The 18,826-nt window shown below is 64.6% G+C and carries 15 protein-coding genes; 8 read left to right on the top strand and 7 right to left on the bottom strand.

The genetic code is table 11. The annotated features are described in order from the left end of the window. Positions 1-312 precede the first annotated feature (312 nt). The 8 genes from glnE to AB1N67_RS22800 all read left to right on the top strand — a co-directional run bounded on the left by glnE (position 313) and on the right by AB1N67_RS22800 (position 10,349). The gene (gene glnE / locus AB1N67_RS22835) at positions 313-3,246 is read left to right on the top strand and encodes a bifunctional [glutamate--ammonia ligase]-adenylyl-L-tyrosine phosphorylase/[glutamate--ammonia-ligase] adenylyltransferase (protein WP_367863403.1); all 2,934 of its coding nucleotides are present in this window, start codon (positions 313-315) and stop codon (positions 3,244-3,246) included. A gap of 133 nt (positions 3,247-3,379) precedes the next feature. Then, positions 3,380-4,429 (top strand): lipopolysaccharide heptosyltransferase II, encoded by a 1,050-nt coding sequence (gene waaF, locus AB1N67_RS22830; RefSeq protein WP_367863402.1) that lies wholly within the window; start codon positions 3,380-3,382, stop codon positions 4,427-4,429. After that, on the top strand, positions 4,430-5,488 hold the full coding sequence (gene waaC, locus AB1N67_RS22825) for a lipopolysaccharide heptosyltransferase I (protein WP_090346296.1): 1,059 nt from the start codon (positions 4,430-4,432) through the stop codon (positions 5,486-5,488). It begins immediately after the preceding gene. Further along, on the top strand, positions 5,488-6,612 hold the full coding sequence (locus tag AB1N67_RS22820) for a glycosyltransferase family 4 protein (protein WP_043212619.1): 1,125 nt from the start codon (positions 5,488-5,490) through the stop codon (positions 6,610-6,612). Before waaC ends, AB1N67_RS22820 begins: the two co-directional genes overlap by 1 nt. Continuing rightward, positions 6,609-7,415, top strand: coding sequence for a lipopolysaccharide core heptose(I) kinase RfaP (gene rfaP / locus AB1N67_RS22815; protein WP_043212621.1), 807 nt, complete (start codon positions 6,609-6,611; stop codon positions 7,413-7,415). Before AB1N67_RS22820 ends, rfaP begins: the two co-directional genes overlap by 4 nt. After that, complete coding sequence (locus tag AB1N67_RS22810) at positions 7,415-8,158, top strand: lipopolysaccharide kinase InaA family protein (protein ID WP_043212623.1); 744 nt, start codon at positions 7,415-7,417, stop codon at positions 8,156-8,158. Before rfaP ends, AB1N67_RS22810 begins: the two co-directional genes overlap by 1 nt. After that, positions 8,155-8,907 carry a lipopolysaccharide kinase InaA family protein gene (locus AB1N67_RS22805; RefSeq protein WP_102081062.1) on the top strand — a complete coding sequence of 251 codons (753 nt, stop codon included), beginning with the start codon at positions 8,155-8,157 and terminating at the stop codon, positions 8,905-8,907. The genes AB1N67_RS22810 and AB1N67_RS22805 overlap by 4 nt, the downstream gene beginning before the upstream one ends. Further along, a complete protein-coding gene (locus tag AB1N67_RS22800; RefSeq protein WP_182941936.1) occupies positions 8,907-10,349 on the top strand; it encodes a lipopolysaccharide kinase InaA family protein in 1,443 nt (480 codons plus the stop codon). Before AB1N67_RS22805 ends, AB1N67_RS22800 begins: the two co-directional genes overlap by 1 nt. 90 nt (positions 10,350-10,439) lie before the next feature. Here the strand turns inward: AB1N67_RS22800 and AB1N67_RS22795 are convergent, their stop codons facing one another. The 7 genes from AB1N67_RS22795 to AB1N67_RS22765 form a co-directional block, all read right to left on the bottom strand. Continuing rightward, positions 10,440-10,619, bottom strand: a complete 180-nt coding sequence (locus AB1N67_RS22795; RefSeq protein WP_317847685.1) for a hypothetical protein — start codon at positions 10,617-10,619, stop codon at positions 10,440-10,442. Continuing rightward, positions 10,616-11,728 carry a PepSY-associated TM helix domain-containing protein gene (locus AB1N67_RS22790; protein ID WP_367863401.1) on the bottom strand — a complete coding sequence of 371 codons (1,113 nt, stop codon included), beginning with the start codon at positions 11,726-11,728 and terminating at the stop codon, positions 10,616-10,618. The genes AB1N67_RS22795 and AB1N67_RS22790 overlap by 4 nt, the downstream gene beginning before the upstream one ends. An 83-nt stretch (positions 11,729-11,811) precedes the next feature. Then, positions 11,812-14,244, bottom strand: a complete 2,433-nt coding sequence (locus tag AB1N67_RS22785) for a TonB-dependent siderophore receptor (protein WP_090346286.1) — start codon at positions 14,242-14,244, stop codon at positions 11,812-11,814. Positions 14,245-14,405: 161 nt separating this feature from the next. Further along, positions 14,406-15,362, bottom strand: coding sequence for a FecR domain-containing protein (locus tag AB1N67_RS22780; RefSeq protein ID WP_043212635.1), 957 nt, complete (start codon positions 15,360-15,362; stop codon positions 14,406-14,408). Beyond that, the gene (locus AB1N67_RS22775) at positions 15,359-15,877 is read right to left on the bottom strand and encodes an RNA polymerase sigma factor (RefSeq protein ID WP_182941930.1); all 519 of its coding nucleotides are present in this window, start codon (positions 15,875-15,877) and stop codon (positions 15,359-15,361) included. Before AB1N67_RS22775 ends, AB1N67_RS22780 begins: the two co-directional genes overlap by 4 nt. 198 nt (positions 15,878-16,075) lie before the next feature. Continuing rightward, positions 16,076-16,789 carry a PolC-type DNA polymerase III gene (locus tag AB1N67_RS22770; protein ID WP_043212639.1) on the bottom strand — a complete coding sequence of 238 codons (714 nt, stop codon included), beginning with the start codon at positions 16,787-16,789 and terminating at the stop codon, positions 16,076-16,078. Continuing rightward, positions 16,786-18,723, bottom strand: coding sequence for a DUF294 nucleotidyltransferase-like domain-containing protein (locus tag AB1N67_RS22765; RefSeq protein ID WP_043212641.1), 1,938 nt, complete (start codon positions 18,721-18,723; stop codon positions 16,786-16,788). Before AB1N67_RS22765 ends, AB1N67_RS22770 begins: the two co-directional genes overlap by 4 nt. Positions 18,724-18,826 lie beyond the last annotated feature (103 nt).

Genomic DNA, 18,826 nt, shown 5'->3' with positions numbered 1-18,826 from the left:
GTGAATTCTTGGATTAGCCGGACAGTCATCCGGCGCCGTGTAGTTTTACTACAAATGGTTTGGCATTTCATGCTTTTGAACAGCCGGGGTAGTAGTAAAACTACAGAAAAGCGGCATTTTGTCGCATGCCGGGTTGTGGGGAAAAACGTTCCCGTAGGTTTGGACTGGGCTTTGATTGGGTGAATCTTGATGTTTTTTACCAATGATTCGTTTATTTCAGCTATTTCCAACTTTTGTATGACAGTCCAACCGTCATTCGGCATCCCCTCGGCCGCCTCTACCCCTCCCACTCACGCCGATCAAGGATAGACCATGCGCCTGCCTTTGCCGCTCGATCTGCCCGCCGTCCTGCAACCGCTGGTCGTCCGTAACCAACAATCCCTGCGTGAGGCCATCGCGGGTATCGAGGGGCTGGACTTCGATGCCTGGAGCTCCGCCCAGCGCCATGCGTTCGAACAAGTGGCTGCAGTCAGCGACTTCGTTTTGGAAGTGGCCCTGCGCGAGCCGGCCATGCTCTTTACGCTGCAGGCCAGCGGTGAACTGGAGCGGCCTTTCGCCCCTGGCGAGCTGCGCGCGCGCATCGCTGCCGCCGCCGAAGCGGCGCAGAGCGAGGAGGAGCTTGCGCGCAACCTGCGTCGCGAGCGCAACCGCCAGCAGGTGCGCATCATTTGGCGCGACATCACCCGCCGGGCCGCGCTGGAAGAAACCTGCCGCGACCTTTCCGACCTGGCCGACGCCTCCATCGACCAGGCCTACCAATGGTTGTATCCGCGCCATTGCCAGCAGTTCGGTACGCCCATCGGCAACCGCAGCGGCCAGGCGCAGCACATGGTGGTGCTGGGCATGGGCAAGCTGGGCGCGGTGGAGCTGAACCTGTCTTCGGACATCGATCTGATCTTCGCCTTTCCCGAGGGCGGCGAAACCGAAGGGGTCAAGCGCTCGCTGGACAACCAGGAGTTCTTCACCCGTCTGGGCCAGCGTCTGATCAAGGCGCTGGATCCAGTGACCGTCGATGGTTTCGTGTTCCGTGTCGACATGCGCCTGCGCCCCTACGGCTCGGCCGGTGCCCTGACGTTGTCGTTCAATGCCCTGGAGCAGTACTACCAGGACCAAGGCCGCGATTGGGAACGCTACGCCATGATCAAGGCACGGGTCGTGGCCGGCGACCAGGTGGCCGGCGCCCAGCTGCAGAATATGCTGCGCCCGTTCGTCTACCGGCGTTACCTGGATTTCTCGGCCATCGAGGCGCTGCGCACCATGAAGCAGCTGATCCAGCAGGAAGTGCGGCGCAAGGGCATGTCGGAGAACATCAAGCTCGGCGCGGGCGGTATCCGCGAAGTGGAGTTCATCGCCCAGGCGTTCCAGTTGATCCACGGCGGGCGCGACCTGAGCCTGCAGCAGCGGCCACTGCTCAAGGTGCTGGCGACCCTCGAAGGCCAGGGCTACCTGCCGCCGGCGGTGGTGGCCGAGTTGCGTGAGGGCTATGAGTTCCTGCGTTATACCGAGCATGCGATCCAGGCCATCGCCGACCGCCAGACCCAGATGTTGCCGGAGGACGAAAAGGATCGCGAGCGCGTGGCGTTTATCCTGGGCTTTGCCGACTGGCAGAGCTTCCATGACCAGCTCATGCACTGGCGTGGCCGGATCGACTGGCATTTCCGCCAGGTGATCGCCGACCCCGACGACGAGGAAGGCGAGGGCGAGCTGGTCGTCGGTGGCGAATGGTCGCCGCTGTGGGAGCAGGCCCAGGATGAAGAGGCCGCCTGCCGTCAGTTGGAGGAAGCCGGCTTCAAGCAGCCCGCCGAGGCCTTGCGACGCCTGGCGTTGCTGCGCTCCAGTCCGTCGCTGCGCTCCATGCAGCGTATCGGTCGCGAGCGCCTGGACGCCTTCATTCCGCGCCTGCTCGCCCAGGCTGTGGAGCACGATGACCCGGACCTGGTCCTGGAGCGCGTGTTGCCGCTGGTCGAGGCGGTGGCGCGACGTTCGGCCTACCTGGTGCTGCTGACCGAGAACCCAGGTGCTTTGCGCCGGTTGCTGACGCTGTGCGCGGCTAGCCCGTGGATCGCCGAACAGATTGCCCGCTACCCGTTGCTGCTCGACGAACTGCTCAATGAAGGCCGGCTGTTCAGCCCGCCCCTGGCGCCGGAGTTGGCCTGCGAGCTGCGCGAGCGCCTGACGCGCATTCCCGAGGACGATCTGGAGCAGCAAATGGAGGCTTTGCGTCACTTCAAGCTGGCCCACAGTCTGCGGGTAGCCGCCTCGGAGATCACCGGCAACCTGCCCCTGATGAAAGTCAGCGACTACCTGACCTGGCTGGCCGAGGCGATCCTCGATCAGGTGCTGGCCCTGGCCTGGCGCCAGACGGTGGCCCGTCACGGCCAGCCCAAGCGCAGCGATGGCAGCCTGTGCGATCCGGGTTTCATCATCGTCGGCTACGGCAAGGTCGGCGGCATCGAGCTGGGGCATGGCTCGGACCTGGACCTGGTGTTCATCCACGATGGCGATCCCCAGGGCGAAACCGACGGCGCCAAACCCATCGACGGCGCGCAATTCTTCACCCGGTTGGGGCAACGCATCATTCATATGCTGACTACCCAGACCAACTCCGGTCAGCTCTATGACGTGGACATGCGCCTGCGTCCTTCCGGCGCCTCGGGGCTGCTGGTCAGTTCCGTGGGTGCCTTCGAGCGCTACCAGCAGGGCGAGGCCTGGACCTGGGAGCACCAGGCTCTGGTGCGGGCGCGAGTGCTGGTGGGCTGCAAGCAGGTCGCGGCGGCGTTCGAGGACGTGCGCGCCCGGGTGCTGGGCAAGCCGCGCGAGTTGGACAAACTGCGCCAGGAAGTGAGCGAGATGCGCGCCAAGATGCGCGACAACCTTGGCACCAAGAGCACCGCCGCCGGCACTGCCGCCAATGCGTTCGAGGCCGGCATGCCCTTCGATATCAAGCAGGATGCCGGCGGTATCGTGGATATCGAATTTATGGTGCAATACGCCGCTTTGGCCTGGTCCCACGACCACCCGGCCCTGCTGCGCTGGACCGACAACATCCGCATTCTCGAGGAGCTCGAGCAGGCTGGGCTGATGCCGGCCGACGATGCGGTGCTGCTGCGCGAGGTATACAAGGCGTTCCGCTCGGCCTCGCACCGCCAGGCCCTGCAGAAGCAAGCCGGGGTCGTCGATGCCGGTCAGTTTGCCGATCAGCGTCGCCAGGTGCGGCGGATCTGGAGCGAGCTCGGGCTGACCTGAGGCCCTCCGCCAGCCCTGTAGGGGCGATCAGCGGTAGAAATGCCTGGGTGTTACACTGTCCGCCACATAGCCTGAATATAAAGAGGGGAGGCCAGGCCAACGCTGAGCCTCCCCGAGCGTTTCTGGACTAAGCATGAGAATACTGATCATTGGGCCCAGCTGGGTCGGCGACATGGTGATGGCGCAGACCTTGTTCCAGTGCCTGAAACAGCAGCACCCCGAATTCGTGATCGACGTGCTGGCGCCCGAGTGGAGCCGGCCGATACTCGAGCGCATGCCCGAGGTGCGCCAAGCCCTGAGCTTCCCGCTCGGCCATGGCGCGCTGGAGCTGGCCACGCGCCGGCGCATCGGCAAATCCCTGGCGGGTCAGTATGACCAGGCGATCCTCCTGCCTAACTCGCTGAAATCGGCATTGGTACCGTTTTTCGCTGGCATCCCCAAACGCACCGGCTGGCGCGGCGAAATGCGCTTCGGCCTGCTCAACGATGTGCGCAAGCTGGACAAAACCCGCTATCCGCTGATGATCGAGCGCTTCATGGCCCTGGCCTATGCGCCAGGGGCCGAGCTGCCACAGCCCTATCCACGCCCAAGCCTGCGGATCGAAGCCCAGAGCCGTGACGCCGCGCTGGTCAAGTTCGGCCTGGCGCTTGATCGACCGGTGCTGGCGCTGTGCCCTGGCGCCGAGTTCGGCGAGGCCAAGCGCTGGCCGGCCGAGCACTACGCCGAGGTCGCTGACGCGATGATCCGTCAGGGCTGGCAGGTGTGGCTGTTCGGCTCGAAGAACGACCACCCAGTGGGTGAGGCGATCCGAGATCGGCTGATTCCAGGGTTGCGCGAGGAGTCCTACAACCTTGCAGGGGACACGTCCCTGGCCGAGGCCATCGACCTGTTGTCCTGCGCCGATGCCGTGGTGTCCAACGACTCCGGGCTGATGCACGTGGCCGCCGCCTTGAATCGCCCGCTGGTGGCCGTCTACGGCTCCACCTCGCCGGGCTTCACCCCGCCTTTGGCCGAACAGGTTGAGATCGTGCGCCTGGGCATCGAATGCAGTCCTTGCTTCGATCGCACCTGCCGCTTCGGTCACTACAACTGCCTGCGTCTGCTCGAGCCCGGCAAAGTGATTGCCGCGCTCACGCACCTGGGCGGGCCGAACCTGATCGATGTCCTGGCCGAGGTCGACTAAGTGCGGGTCCTGATCATCAAGACATCTTCGCTGGGCGACGTGATCCACACGCTGCCTGCGGTCACCGACGCCGCGCACGCTCTTCCTGGTATCCGCTTCGACTGGGTGGTGGAGGAAGGTTTCGCCGAGATCCCCAGCTGGCACCCGGCGGTCGACCAGGTCATTCCGGTGGCCATCCGGCGCTGGCGCAAGAATCTCTGGCAGACGATCAAGAGCGGCGAATGGAAGGCGTTCAAGCAGCGTCTGCGCGCGCAAAAGTACGACTTGGTGATCGACGCCCAGGGGCTGGTCAAATCGGCCTGGCTGACGCGCTACGTGAAGGCGCCGGTGGCTGGGCTCGACCGCTACTCCGCGCGCGAAGGCTGGGCCAGCCGCTTCTATGACCGACGGTTATCGGTCGCCGTCGGCCAGCATGCCGTGGAGCGGGTGCGTCAACTGTTCGCCCTGGCCCTGGCCTATGACCTGCCCGAAGGCATCGGCCGCTATGGCCTGGACCTGGATCGCCTGCAACTGCCGCCTGCCGCGCCATACGTGGTGTTCCTGCATGGCACCACCTGGGCCACCAAGCACTGGCCTGAGGCCTATTGGCGCGAACTGGCCGAGCGCCTTGGGCGGCGCAATCTGCAGGTTCGCCTGCCGTGGGGTAACCCGGCCGAGAAAGCCCGCGCCGAGCGTATCGCCCAGGGCTTGAAGAATTGCGAAGTCCTGCCCAAGTTGAACCTGGCAGGTGTCGCCCGCGTACTGGCGGCGGCCAAGGCCTGCGTGGCGGTGGATACCGGCTTGGGCCATCTGGCGGCGGCACTGGATGTGCCGACCATCTCCCTGTTCGGCCCAACCAACCCTGGCCTGACCGGCGCCTACGGGCGTGTGCAGGTCCATCAGGCCAGCGACTTCCCCTGCGCGCCCTGCCTGCAGAAGAAGTGCACCTACAAACCGAGCGCCGAGGACCTGCGCCGGTTCGATCTCAAACGCGAGTGGCCACTGTGCTTCACTCGCCTGAATCCCGAGCATGTGGCGAGCCGCTTGAGCGCGCTGCTGCTGGCTGAGGATGTTCGTTGATGCAACTGGCTTTCGTGCTTTACAAATATTTCCCCTTCGGCGGGCTGCAGCGCGATTTCATGCGCATTGCCTTGGAGTGCCAGAAGCGGGGCCACCAGATCCGTGTCTACACGTTGATCTGGGAAGGCGACATTCCGCCGGGCTTCGAGGTGCTGGTGGCGCCGGTCAAGGCACTGTTCAATCACCGCCGCAACGAGAAGCTCAGTGCCTGGATGGCCGCGGACTTGGCCAAGCGCCCAGTCGATCGCCTGATCGGTTTCAACAAGATGCCTGGGCTGGACGTCTACTACGCCGCCGACGGCTGCTTCGAGGACAAGGCCCAGACTCTGCGCGGCGGCCTGTACCGCCGCTGGGGCCGCTACCGGCATTTTGCCGAGTACGAGCGCGCCGTGTTCGCCAAGGACGCCCGCACCGAGGTGCTGATGATCTCCGAGGTGCAGCAGCCGCTGTTCATCAAGCACTACGGCACCCCGCTTGAGCGCTTCCACCTATTGCCGCCGGGGATTTCCCAGGACCGCCGCCGCCCGGCCGACGCCGAGGCGATCCGCGCGCAGTTTCGCAAGGAGTTCGGGCTGGGCGAGGACGATCTGCTGTTGGTGCAGATCGGCTCGGGCTTCAAGACCAAAGGCGTGGACCGCAGCCTCAAGGCGCTTGCAGCGTTACCCTCGGCGCTGCGCAAACGCACCCGGCTGATGGTCATCGGCCAGGACGATCCGAAGGTGTTCCAGTTGCAGAGCGCCACGCTGGGCCTGGGCGAGCAGGTGCAGTTCCTCAAGGGGCGCAGCGATATCCCGCGCTTCCTGCTCGGGGCCGATCTGCTGATCCACCCGGCCTATAACGAAAACACCGGCACCGTGCTGCTGGAGGCCCTGGTGGCCGGCTTGCCGGTGCTGGTTTCCCAAGTGTGCGGCTATGCCCATTACATCGCCGAGGCCGACAGCGGCCTGGTGCTGGACGAGCCGTTCGAGCAGGAGCAGCTCAACCGCTACCTGCAACGCATGCTCGAAGACGGCCAGGCGCGTGCCGCCTGGGCGCGCAACGGGCTGGCCTTCGCCGATACCGCGGACCTTTACAGCATGCCGCAGCACGCCGCCGACGTGATCCTCGGGCAGGAGCAGGCATGAAGCTGATACTGGCCGAGCCGTTCAAGCGCCTGTGGGCAGGGCGCGATCCCTTCGAGGCCGTGGAGGCCCTGCAGGGCGAGGTGTTCCGTGAACTGGAAGGCCGCCGCACGCTGCGTACCGAGGTCGAGGGCGAGGGGTACTTCGTCAAGATCCACCGCGGCATCGGCTGGGGCGAGATCTTCAAGAACCTGTTCAGCGCCAAGCTGCCTGTCCTCGGCGCCGGCCAGGAGTGGCGCGCCATCCAGCGTCTACACCAAGCCGGCGTGCCGACCATGACCGCCGTGGCCTACGGCGAGCGCGGCAGCAACCCGGCGAGTCAGCATTCGTTCATCGTCACCGAAGAGCTGGCACCGACCATCAGCCTGGAAGACTTCAGCATCGACTGGGTCAAGCAACCGCCCCAGGCACGTCTGAAATGGGCCCTGATCGCCGAGGTGGCGAAGATGACCGGCGGCATGCACCGTGCCGGGGTCAACCACCGCGACTGCTACATCTGCCACTTCCTGCTGCACACCGATCGACCGGTGACGCCGGAAGATTTCAAGCTGTCGGTCATCGACCTGCACCGGGCCCAGACCCGTGACAAGATCACCCGCCGCTGGCGCGACAAGGACCTGGCTGCCTTGTATTTCTCGGCCCTGGACATCGGCCTGACGCGCCGCGACAAGCTGCGCTTCTTGCGTGGATACTTCCAGCGCCCGTTGCGCCAGGTGTTGGCCGATGAGGCCGCGCTGCTCGCCTGGCTCGAGCGCAAGGCGCAGAAACTCTACGATCGCAAGCAACGCTATGGGGATGCGCTCTGATGGCGGGTTGGACACTGGCACCAGGCTACGAAGGCCTGGCGGCGGATTTCGGCAGTCTCGATGCGGTGTTCGCCCTTCAAGGTGAACGCCTCACCCGTGACCCGCTCAGCGAAGTGGTGCGCATCGAGCGGGATGGGGTCAACTATTACGTCAAACGCTACACCGGTGCCGGCAAGGCCCTGCGTCGCTACGTGGGGCGGCCGCGCATCAAGGCCGAGTGGCAGAACCTCAAGCAATTTGCCAAATGGGGGATCCCCACCGCCGAAGTGGTGGCCTGGGGCCTGGAACGCAACGGCCTGGGTTTTGGCCGCGGTGCGATGATCACCCGCGAACTACCCAATACCGAGGATCTGTCCGCCCTGGCCGAACGCAAGGACCCGCGCCTGGCCGACCGCACCTGGGTCGACCATGTCAGCCGTCAACTGGCCAGGCATACCCGGGTCATGCACGATCACAACTTCGCCCACAACGATCTGAAGTGGCGCAACCTGCTGGTGGACGACAAGGCGACGCTGTTCTTCATTGACTGCCCGACCGGCGACTTCTGGCGCGGTTGCCGTGCCCTGATGTTGCGTCACCGCCTGATCAAGGACCTGGCGTGCCTGGACAAGGTCGCCAAATACCACCTGTCGGCAACCCAACGCCTGCGCTTTTACCTGCAGTACCGCGGTCACCAGCGCCTGGATTCCAGGGACAAGCGACGGATCCGTGAGGTGGTGAGCTTCTTCGAGGGAAGGGAATGACCGATTACCTGGCCAGTGCCGACGAGGCGTTGCTGCAACGTCACGGGCTAAATGACTTCGAGGCGCTGTGGGCGCTGCAGCTCGACGCCGTGGACGAGCCCAACACCGGCCGTGGCGGTTGGAGCAGCGTGTTTCGCCTGGAGCTCGAGGGCAAGGGCTTCTACCTCAAGCGCCAGAGCAACTACCTCACGCGGACCCTGCACCGGCCGTTTGGCGAGCCGACCTTCGCCCGTGAGTTCCGCAATATCAGCCGTTACCAAAAGCTCAGGATTCCCGCCTTGCAGGCGGTGTTCTATGGTGAACGCAAGGGCAACGGCCAGCACCGCGCCATTCTCATGACCCGAGCACTGGATGACTGGCGCGATCTGGATAGCCTGCTGGCCCAGTGGCCGCAACTGGCAGCCGGGCAGCGCGAGGGTATCCTCAAGGCTTGCGGCCAGCTGGCCCGCACTCTGCACGCGGCAGGCCAGGTGCACGGCTGTTTCTACCCCAAGCACATCTTCCTGCGTGAGCGTCGCGAAGGCTGGCAGGCCCAGTTGATCGATCTGGAGAAGACCCGCCCGCTGTTAATGGGCATGCGTGACCGGCTCAAGGACCTGGAACCCTTGCTGCGCCGTGCCCCCGCCTGGGGCGAGGCGGACGTACGCAGCCTGCTGGCGGCCTACCTCGAGCAGCCTGGCGACAGCAGCCTGGTCGATACTTGGTTGCAACGCTTGGTGCGTCGTCGCCGTGAAAAGGAGGCGCGTTGATGCGTTTGTCTGAACTCAAAAGCGCCGGGCGCAGCCCGTCGTTACCGCTGAGCGTGACGCTGGCCGATGCGGCCGGCAGCGCGGACCTGCAATTGCTCAGTCTGCTGCGCGTGCTGCCGGGGCAACGCTATGTCGGCGCCGGCATCTGGCGTGGCACGCCGGTGTTGGCCAAGCTGTTGGTCGGTGGCAATGCCGCCCGACACTTCCAGCGCGAACTCGAAGGTGTGAAGTTGCTTGGCGCACAAGGCCTGACGACACCCCAGTTGTTGGCAGATGGCCTGAAGGAAGGCGAAGGCGGCTGGTTGCTGTTCGAGTTACTCGAAGGCGCCCAGAGCTTGGGCGACGCCTGGGCAGCGGTGGAGAACCTGCCGGTGCTGGCCGACGAGCAGCAGCAGGTGCTGGGCGAAGCGCTCGCCGCTGTGGCGCACATGCACGCCAAGGGCCTGTGGCAAGAAGACCTGCACCTGGACAACCTGCTGCGTCATGGCGGTCAGCTGTACGTGATCGACGGCGGCGGCATCAAGGCCGAGACCCCGGGCCAGCAACTGTCGCGCCAGCGTGTGCTGGAAAACCTCGGCGTGTTCTTCGCCCAGTTGCCCAAGCGCCTGGAGCCTTTCATCGAAGAGCTGCTGGTCCATTACTTGTTGGCCAATGCCGAACATGCCCTGCCGTTGGAAGCCTTGCAGAAGCAGATCGACAAGGTGCGCAACTGGCGCTTGAAGGATTACCTGGAAAAGGCCGGGCGCGAGTGCACGCTGTTCAGCGTCGAGCGCAGCCTCTCGGGCCTGCGCGCGATTCGTCGCGCCGAAGTGCCGGCCATGCTGTCGGTGCTGCAGAACGCCGATGCGTTGATCGATGCGGGGCATCTGTACAAGACCGGCGGTGCAGCCAGCGTGGCGCGTATCGAGGTCGATGGCCGCACGTTGGTGCTCAAGCGCTACAACATCAAGAACACCGCTCACTGGTTCAAGCGCTTCTGGCGCCCCAGCCGCGCCTGGCACTCCTGGATCGAAGGGCACCGTCTCGAGTTTCTCGACATCGCCACGCCGCGGCCGCTGGCGGTGCTGGAGCAGCGGGTCATGGGCCTGCGCAGCCGAGCCTTTTTGGTCACCGAGTATGCCGATGGGCCGGATCTGATCGAGTGTTTCCAGCCGTACGTCGAGAGCGGCGAGGCGCCTGAGGAACAGGTGCAGGCGTTGGTGCACCTGATGCAGCAGCTGATTCGCGAGCGCATCAGCCATGGCGATTTCAAAGGACACAATCTGTTCTGGCAGGACGGCCAGTGGTCGCTGATCGACCTGGATGCCATGTGCCAGCACGCCACCCAGCTCAGCTTCGCACCAGCCTATGCCCGTGACCGGGCGCGGATGTTGCGCAACTGGCCAAGCGGCAGCGCGTTGCACCAGCGGCTGGATGCGCTGTTGCCGCGCATCGATCAGTAGCCCGGACACCGCGCGGCCGACAGGCACGACAGGGCTCTGGGTGGCGACTCAGGCCCTGTCGGGGGACGACGGTGCCCAATTCCACGGTACTCAGGCGCGGCCGATCAGCCCTCGCAGCCCCAGCGCCGCGGGCACGCCCAATCCCACCCAGGACAACACGTCCCACCCGCCATCCCCCAATAACGCGGCAAACAGCCCTGCCGCGCCCAGAACGGCGATGAGCGCCGGCCAGGCGAAGATTCGCCGGGTCGATTGCGACCTGTGGCTCATGCCGTCACCTCCCGACCCTTGCGCTGCTTGGCCCACCACAGGTAAAGGCCGCTGCCCAGCACGACGATTGTCAGCACGTCGAGCACCGCCCAGAGGATCTGCATGGGACGCCCGCCGTAGTCGCCGAAATGCAGTGGCTGCGACAACCCCATGGCATCCATGTACCAAGGCCGATCACCGATGGCAGTGACTGATAGTGTGCGAGCGTCGATCAGCACCGGGGTCCACGTGTGGGAGGTCAGGTGGGTGGCGCCTTTCATGAACACCGCGTAGTGGTGCTCACTGGAAAAGCGCGTGCCGGGGAAGGCGATGAAGTCCGCCCGCATGCCAGGCGTCGCCTCGGCAGCGATGTCCAGCAGACGGCTGGCCGGTGCGCGCTCGGTGAGCGGTGGTGCGTCCCGGTAAGGGGCGACCATCGCTGCCAGGCTGTCGTTGCGCCAGGCGGCGATGACCACATCGGAGAGGGCGCTGATCACCCCGGTGACGCCGACCACCAAGGCCCAGGTCAGGGTGACGATGCCGATCAGGTTGTGCAGGTCGAGCCAGCGAAGGCGGTGCGAGCGATCATGGCGCACCGTGGCGAACCCCAGGCGGCGCATGAAGGGGGCGTAGAGCACGGTGCCGGAGATGATCGCCACCACGAACAACACCCCCATGAACGCCAGCAGCAGCTTGCCGGGCAGGCCGGCGAACATGTCTACATGCAGGCGTAGCAGGGTCATCATCAGCCCGCCGTTGGCCGCAGGCATCGCCACCGCTTCACCCGTGCGGGCGTCGAGCATGAAGGTGTGCGAGGCATCGGGTTCGGTGCCAGCGGTGGCAGCCGTTATGGCAACCACGCCGTCAGGTTCGTCCTCGTCGTAGCCGAAGTACTGCACCACCTCGCCAGGACGATGGGCCTGGGCCTTGAGCACCAGGTGCTGCAGGTCCAGGTGCGGCGTGCCCTCGGGCATATGGCGCAGTTCGGGGGCATCGCCGAGCAGGTGCTCGAGTTCGTGGTGGAAGATCAGTGGCAGGCCGGTGAGGGCCAGCAGCATCAGGAACAGGGTGCAGACCAGGCTGGTCCAGGTGTGGATGAAGGACCAGCGGCGGATGGTTGAGCTTTTCATTTCATGTTGTTTCTCTGCGTCCGGAAAGACCAAAAGTCGTCTTCCGGGGACGGCTTGATCGATGAGCGAATGACGTCAGGCCATCACCATTTGTAGGTGGCACTGGCGACGACGCTGCGTTGGTCTCCGAAATAGCAGTAGTACGCATCGCAGGTGGAGATGTAGTCCTTGTTCAACAGGTTGGTGGCGTTGATGGCCACCGATGCGCCTTTCAGGCTGTTGTCGAGACGTCCCAGGTCGTAGTGCACGGCGGCATCGAACACGGTGTAGGCGTCGGCCTTGCCCAGGTAGGTGTTGGCCTGGTCGCCATAGGTATTGCCGGTGTAGCGCGCACCGGCACCGATACCGAAGCCATCGAGCACGCCGGTGTGCCAGGTGTAGTCGGCCCACAGCGAGGCTTGCTGGTTCGGCATCCGCTGCAGGCGATTGCCTTTGTAGAGGCCGTCCTGCACTTCGGATTTGGCCAGGGTATAGGCGGCGATCACCTTCAGGTTTTCGTTGACGTCGGAGACGGCCTCGAGCTCCAGACCACGGACTTTCACTTCGCCGGTCTGGCTGGTGACGGTCACGTTTGCGACAGTGTCGGTGACCGAGACGTTCTTCTGGGTCAGGTCATAGATCGCGGCGGAGAGCAGGGTGTTGGAACCAGGAGGTTGGTACTTGATGCCAAGTTCCCACTGCTGGCCTTCGGTCGGCTTGAACGACTCCGTGGCTTTAGGGCTTGGATCACTGGTCGGCTGGAAGGATTCGGCGTAGGACAGGTAGGGAACAAAGCCTGAGTCGAACACGTAGCTGATGGCGGCGTTGCCACTGAATTTCTTGTCGCGCTGGGTAGTGGTCGCGTCATTGTCGTTGAAGTACTTAGTGCCGGTGTGCACCCAGTCCTCACGCCCGCCAATGGTCAAGCGCCAGTTGTCCAGGGCCATCTGGTCCTGGACATACAGGCCCGTCTGGCGGGTTTTCTGGTTGTAGTCGTAATAGGCGTCGGCGCGGGGCGGGCGGGTGATCGGCAGCCCATACACCGGGTTGTTGACGTTGGTGTCGGGCACGTTGAAGCCGTAGATCGCCAGGTAGTTGGTGTTGGTGCGCTGGTGATCCAGGCCGATCAACAGGGTATGGCTGATGTCGCCGGTGTCGAAGTTGCCCTGGAAGTTGTTGTCGACGGCGAACTGGCTGATGTCCTCATCGACATTGGTGGACATGCGGCTGGTGTTGCCTTGGTTGTCCACCGGCGGGTTGGTGGGGTTGTAGCTGCTGACCGTAATCGTTTGGAAAGCCAGGTCCGACTTGGTGTAGCGCAGGTTCTGTCGGAACTGCCAGACATCGTTGAAGCGGTGCTCGAAGGCATAGCCCAAGGCGTAATAGGTGCGGTCGTAGAACTCGTAGTTTGGGTCGCCTAGGTTCTTGTGATGCGAGATCTTGCCGAACGGCATGTCGATCTTGGTGCCCTGGATCGGGCGGAACTGGCTCGTGACGCCGGTATCGTCGCGGGTGAACTGAGACAGAAAGGTCAGCGAAGTGTCTTCGTCGATGTTCCAGGTCAGGCTAGGGGCAATGTTGTAGCGCTTGTCGTCGATGTGGTCGATCTGGGTGCCGCCGTCGCGCAGCACCCCGCTCAGGCTGTACAGGAACTGACCTTGGTCATCGATCTTGCCGGTGCTGGCGAAGTTGATCTGTCGGTGGTTATCGCTGCCGTACTGCAGTTCGATTTCATGGGCGCTTTCGGCCTGCGGGCGGCGGCTGACCATGTCCAAGAGGCCGCCGGGTGGAGTCTGCCCGTAGATCGAAGAGGACGGGCCGCGTAGCAGCGCCAGACGGTCCAGGTTCCAGGTCTCGGCTTTGGGGTTGGCGTAGACGCCACGAGGCAGTGGCAGTCCGTCGAGGAACTGGGTCGGCTCGAAGCCGCGCACGAGCATCCAGTCGTACCGTGTATCACTGCCGAAACTCGCCGAAACGATCCCTGGCATGTAGCGCACGGCATCGTCGAGGCTGTGCACGCTCCGGTCATTCATCTGCTGACGGGTCGCGACGGAGATGGAACGGGGGACTTCGACAAGTGCCGTATCGGTCTTGGTGCCTGCGGCGGTGCGGGTGGCGGTATAGCCTTCTACCGGGCCCCAGGCCGTTTCCAAGTCGCCGCTGGCATGGATGGCGGTTTCCGGAAGTGCCAGGGTGCCGTCGGGGGTGGCCACCAGGCTGTAGCTGCCGACGCTGCTTTGCTGCAGTTGCAAGCCTGTGCCGCGCAGCGCTGCATGCAGGGCGCCCAAGGCGTCGTACTGGCCGCTGACCCGGGCCGAGGTGCGGCCATCGACCAGCGCCGGATCCAATGCCAGAGCGATACCGGCCTGGCTGGCGATCTGGTTCAGGGTGCTGGCCAGCGGTGCGCTGGGCAGATCGTAGGTACGCAGAGCCGTCTGTTCGGCGGCCTGCACGGCAGGGCTGCCCAGCGGGATGGCCAGAGCAACGGCCAGGGCCATCAGGCTAGGGCGCAGGAAAGAATCTACGGCACGGGACATGCAGAGGCTCCTCGACGAATAAGTGCTGATTGCTTCCTTGCCGAGCGAGATGTGAAAAGTGACAGAGGGTGATGGAAAAAATGTGCAAGGGGACTGGGGCTGTTTCGCAGCCCCTCGCAGGCTTGGCCAGTTCCCAAGCAGGGAGACTGAGTGTCGTGAGTCTATTTGGCGGTGACGGTCACCCACCACGGCGTATGCAGCTCGATCTTCACCGGTAACGCCGGGGTGAGCGATGCCAGGGCCAGGTCGGTGTCGGTCAGCGGGAAACTGCCGCTCACACGCAGATCGGCCACTTCGGCGGCAACCCCCAGGTGGCCGTTGCGGTAGTGGGCGAGCGTGGCGACCAGATCGGCCAGGCGTACGTTGTCCACGACCAGCATGCCGCGGGTCCAGGCATCGGCACCGACCGCGACGGGGTCGACCTGGCCAAGACCGTCGGCGGTCATCAGTACCTGCTGGCCTTCGCGCAGGACCTGCTCATCGCTGCTGTTCAGTGGCCTGGCCGCTACCTGGGACTTGAGCACCTCCAGGCGGGTGCCGTCGCCTTCGCGCTTGACCAGAAATCGCGTTCCCAGCGGTCGCAGGCGGCCATCATCGGTACGCACCAGCAACGGACGGGCATCCCTATGGCCGGTTTCGACGGAAATCTCGCCTTGGTGCAGGACGATGACCCGCTGCGTGCCGGTAAAGTCGATGTCTACCGCAGTGCTGGTATTGAGGCTCAGCACGGTGCCGTCTTCGAGGCGCAGGGTGCGCAGCTCGCCGGTGCCGGTGCGCTGGTCGGCCAGCCAGTAGCCCGGGGACAACGAAGGTGCACCAACACCGATCAGCAATGCGCCTACCAGCAGCAAACCAGCCAGGCCGCCACCGAACCTGCCCAGCCGCTGGCGCAAACTTGCTCGCGATTGCACCAGGGCTTTGCGTGCCGGGCCTGCCGCGGCACTGACGCGCTGATCGAGCATGCCCAGTTGCTGCCAGGCACGGGCATGTTCCTCACTGGCGGCATGCCAGCGCATGAACTCGATGCGTTCATCTGCGGTGCCGTCGCCGCCATCGAGGCTCAGTTTCCAGGCAATGGCGGCGTCCAGCACTTTGGCCGATACGGGCTTGGTGTTCACGTCGGCTCTCCATAGAGCGCCACGTAGCACTGGCGCATGCCTTGGGCGATGTACTGGCGCACCCGTGAGACCGACACGCCCAAGCGCTCGGCGATTTCGGCATGGCCCATGCCATCGAGGCGATTGTGCAGGAAGGCCGCCCGCGCCTTGCTCGACAGCTTGCCCAGGAGCCGGTCGATGGCCTTGAGGTCTTCGAGGATCAGGTGCTGGATTTCTGGGGAAGGCTGCTCGGCCTCGGGCCGGCTGGCCAGCTCGGTCAGGTAGGCCTGCTCCAGAGCCGCACGGCGGAAGTGGTCGAACAGCAGGCCCTTGGCCACGGCGACCAGAAAGGCACGGGGCTCGCGCGGAACGTCGAGCTGCTCGCGACCGAGCAGGCGCACGAAGGTGTCCTGGCTCAGGTCTTCGGCACGCTGGCGGCAGGCTGTGCTGCGTTGCAGCCAGGCCAGCAGCCAGGTGCGATGGTCGCGGTACAGCGTACCGACCAGCTGGGCATGTGGGCTGTGCGCAGACGACAAGAAGCGTCCCCCGAAAAGAATGCGTTAACTAACGATAATTATTCGCGATTGTGGCAGAGCGGAGGTGCCCGGTGCAATTGACGCTGATCGGATTGTGAAGGCGGGTTTTCCTCCACACAGGAGGTCAGGCTCCCCTGGGGCCTGCGAGCCAAGGGAGCGGGTCCATCCGCGCACGAGCAGACGCGAGCGATGTAGGGGCTACAAGCTGTATTGCTGGGTCTTACGCCGGCGCCACTGCTGCAGGCGCAGGTTCAACTGCAGGGGGCTGTCGAGCTGCTGGCGGCGGGCCTGGCTGAGCAGGATGAGGGCCAGTTCGGCTGTGACCAGGGCATCGGCGCTGGCGTGATGGCGTTCTTCTGCCTGCAGGCCGAAGCGGGCGATCCAATCGTCCAGGCTGGCTTCGCGCAGCACGGTATCGGGGTTGAGCATCGGGGCCATGTCGGCCACATCGAAGAAGTGATGCTGCAGACGATAGCCGAGGCTGTCCTTCAGGGCGCGAGCCAGCATGCGCTGATCGAAGGGGGCGTGAAACGCCAGCACGGGACTGTCGCCAATGAATTCCAGCAAGTCGAGCAGTGCAGTGGCCGGGTCGCAGCCAGCGGCCAGGGCGCTGGGGCCCAGGCCATGAATCAGGACGCTGGGGTTGGTCTTCTGCGCCGGGCGGTGCAGGGTGCGCTCGAACTGTTGGCGGAAATCGATGGCGCCATCCTCGATGGCGACCGCGCCGATCGACAGCACCTGGTCACGGTTGACGTTCAGCCCGCTGGTCTCCAGGTCCAGCACCACCCAGCGCTGCTCGCGCAACGACAGCACGCCCAGTGTCGGCGCGGTCTTGGGTAGACGCGCAATGCGCTGGCACAAGTCGGCGTCCAGCGACGGCTGGGTCGGTCGCAGCCAGGCGAACAGGCTCATAACTGGTACCGCAGGGCCAGGCTGCTTTGCAGGCGCTGAGCCTGGCGCAGGGACTCACGCAGGATGCGTCGGTCCAAGTGGTTAAGGCTGTCCGGGTCGAGCCGGTTGGAGTAGGGCAGGTTGTCACGGCTTTGGCGCTGGTGCTGCTGCATGCGGGTCTGCTGGATGAAGTGGTAGGCCTCCTCGTAGGCGGCGCCATCCAGTGGCTCGATGATGCCCCGGGCTACCAGGTGGCGCAGACGTTCCAGGGTATTGCAGGCCTTGATGCCATTGGCCAGCGCCAGCAGGCGTGCGCCATCGACGAAGGGGGTCAGTCCCTGGACCTTGAGGTCGAGGGTCGCGGCCTTGTCGTTGCCCTGACGGGTCAGCACGAACTCGCGCAGGCGGCCTACCGGCGGGCGTTGGCGCAGGGCGTTGTCGGCCATCATGCGCTGGAAGATACGGTTGTCAGCGACCTGCTCGAGAATACCGCGGCGCAGTTGTTCGCAGCCCTGTTCGTCGCCCCAGACCACCCGCAGGTCGAAATAGATGCTCGAACCCAGCAGGTTTTCGGGGCTGGCCTCACGGATGAAACCGGCGAAGCGGCGCGCCCATTCGCTGCGCGACAGGCACAACTCGGGATTGCCGGCCATGACATTGCCTTTGCACAGGGTGAAGCCGCACTGGGCCAGGCACTGATTGATGTACTGGGCAAGTGGCAGCAGTCGGGCGCGAATCGCCTCGGCCTCGGCGGCGTCATTGGCTTCGAAGAGAATGCCGTTGTCCTGGTCGGTGTGCAGGGTCTGCTCGCGGCGGCCTTCGCTGCCAAAGCACAACCAGCTGAACGGCACGCCCGGATCGCCGCGCTCGGCCAGGGCCAGCTCGATTACCCGGCACACGGTATGGTCGTTGAGCAGGGTAATGATCTGGGTGATCTGCGTCGAAGAGGCGCCGTGGGCAAGCATGCGTTCGACCAGTTGGCCGATCTCGCCGCGCAGCGATACCAGGTTCTCCAGGCGTGGGGCGTGGCGAATGGTGCGGGCCAGGTGCACCAGGTCGACCCGTTGCAAGGAGAACAGGTCCCGCTCGGACACTACGCCGCACAAGCGTTGGTTATCCACCAGGCAGACGTGGGCGATATGCCGTTCGGTCATGGCCATGGCGGCGTCGAAGGCGCTGGCCTGGGGGCTGAGGTAGAACGGCTGGGCGGTCATGTAGCGCTCGATCGGCGCGGTCAGTTCGGCGCTGGCGTCGGCCACTACCTGGCGCAGGTCGCGCAGGGTGAAGATGCCGAGGGGGAAGCGCTGTGGATCGACGATGACGATGCTGCCGACCTGCTGTTCGTGCATCAGCCCCACGGCTTCGCGCAAAGGGGTGTCCGGTGTGCACACCACCGGGTGACGCATGGCCAGCTCGCCTAGCGGCGTATTGAGGGAATACTGGGTCCCCAGGGTTTCCACGGCGCGCTGGCGTACTTGCTGGTTGACCTGGTCGAGCAGGCTGCTGACGCCACGCAAGGCGAAATCGCGAAATGGCTCGGACAACGAGAACACGCGGATGAACGCGCTCTTGTCCAGTTGCAGGCAGAAGGTGTCCTCACCGGCCAGGTGCTCGGTGCGCGTGGCCCGCTCGCCCAGCAGCGCTGCCAGGGGAAAGCACTCGCCACTGGCGATCTCGAAGGTGGTTTCCATGCCCGGCTTGGTGACGTGCTGGCGCTCGCCGACCACTCGGCCTTGCTTGACGATGTAGAAGTGTTCGACCGGGCCGTCGGCCGGTTTGATGATGCTCTCGCCGCTGGCGTAGAAGCGCAGCTGGCATTGCTCCACCAGGTAGGCCAGGTGGCTGGGCTCCATCTGATTGAACGGCGGGAAGCGCTGCAGGAACTGCAGGGTACCCTGGATGTTCTGCAGCACTGCCGTTCTGCCGGCCTGGCTGTAGGCGTCCTTCTTGCTCATGGAACTGACCGCATTTAGGGGGCACTAGGCGCAGGCCCTGTTGTTCTAAGGCTCCATGGTCGGCCGCTGGCCTTGCGGTGCCCATTGGACGTAAGTCTATAAG

Source organism: Pseudomonas guariconensis (genome assembly GCF_040822035.1).
Taxonomy (GTDB): domain Bacteria; phylum Pseudomonadota; class Gammaproteobacteria; order Pseudomonadales; family Pseudomonadaceae; genus Aquipseudomonas; species Aquipseudomonas guariconensis.
The sequence above is the reverse complement of the archived record's forward strand: the minus strand, read 5'-3'. Positions and strand labels throughout refer to the sequence as shown.

What these genes read in the sequence shown, in the direction of transcription:
- glnE (WP_367863403.1), top strand. Translation starts at nt 313, where the DNA reads ATGCGCCTGCCTTTGCCGCTCGATCTGCCCGCCGTCCTGCAACCGCTG.
- waaF (WP_367863402.1), top strand. Translation starts at nt 3,380, where the DNA reads ATGAGAATACTGATCATTGGGCCCAGCTGGGTCGGCGACATGGTGATG.
- AB1N67_RS22820 (WP_043212619.1), top strand. Translation starts at nt 5,488, where the DNA reads ATGCAACTGGCTTTCGTGCTTTACAAATATTTCCCCTTCGGCGGGCTG.
- rfaP (WP_043212621.1), top strand. Translation starts at nt 6,609, where the DNA reads ATGAAGCTGATACTGGCCGAGCCGTTCAAGCGCCTGTGGGCAGGGCGC.
- AB1N67_RS22810 (WP_043212623.1), top strand. Translation starts at nt 7,415, where the DNA reads ATGGCGGGTTGGACACTGGCACCAGGCTACGAAGGCCTGGCGGCGGAT.
- AB1N67_RS22805 (WP_102081062.1), top strand. Translation starts at nt 8,155, where the DNA reads ATGACCGATTACCTGGCCAGTGCCGACGAGGCGTTGCTGCAACGTCAC.
- AB1N67_RS22800 (WP_182941936.1), top strand. Translation starts at nt 8,907, where the DNA reads ATGCGTTTGTCTGAACTCAAAAGCGCCGGGCGCAGCCCGTCGTTACCG.
- AB1N67_RS22795 (WP_317847685.1), bottom strand. Translation starts at nt 10,619, where the DNA reads ATGAGCCACAGGTCGCAATCGACCCGGCGAATCTTCGCCTGGCCGGCG.
- AB1N67_RS22790 (WP_367863401.1), bottom strand. Translation starts at nt 11,728, where the DNA reads ATGAAAAGCTCAACCATCCGCCGCTGGTCCTTCATCCACACCTGGACC.
- AB1N67_RS22785 (WP_090346286.1), bottom strand. Translation starts at nt 14,244, where the DNA reads ATGTCCCGTGCCGTAGATTCTTTCCTGCGCCCTAGCCTGATGGCCCTG.
- AB1N67_RS22770 (WP_043212639.1), bottom strand. Translation starts at nt 16,789, where the DNA reads ATGAGCCTGTTCGCCTGGCTGCGACCGACCCAGCCGTCGCTGGACGCC.
- AB1N67_RS22765 (WP_043212641.1), bottom strand. Translation starts at nt 18,723, where the DNA reads ATGAGCAAGAAGGACGCCTACAGCCAGGCCGGCAGAACGGCAGTGCTG.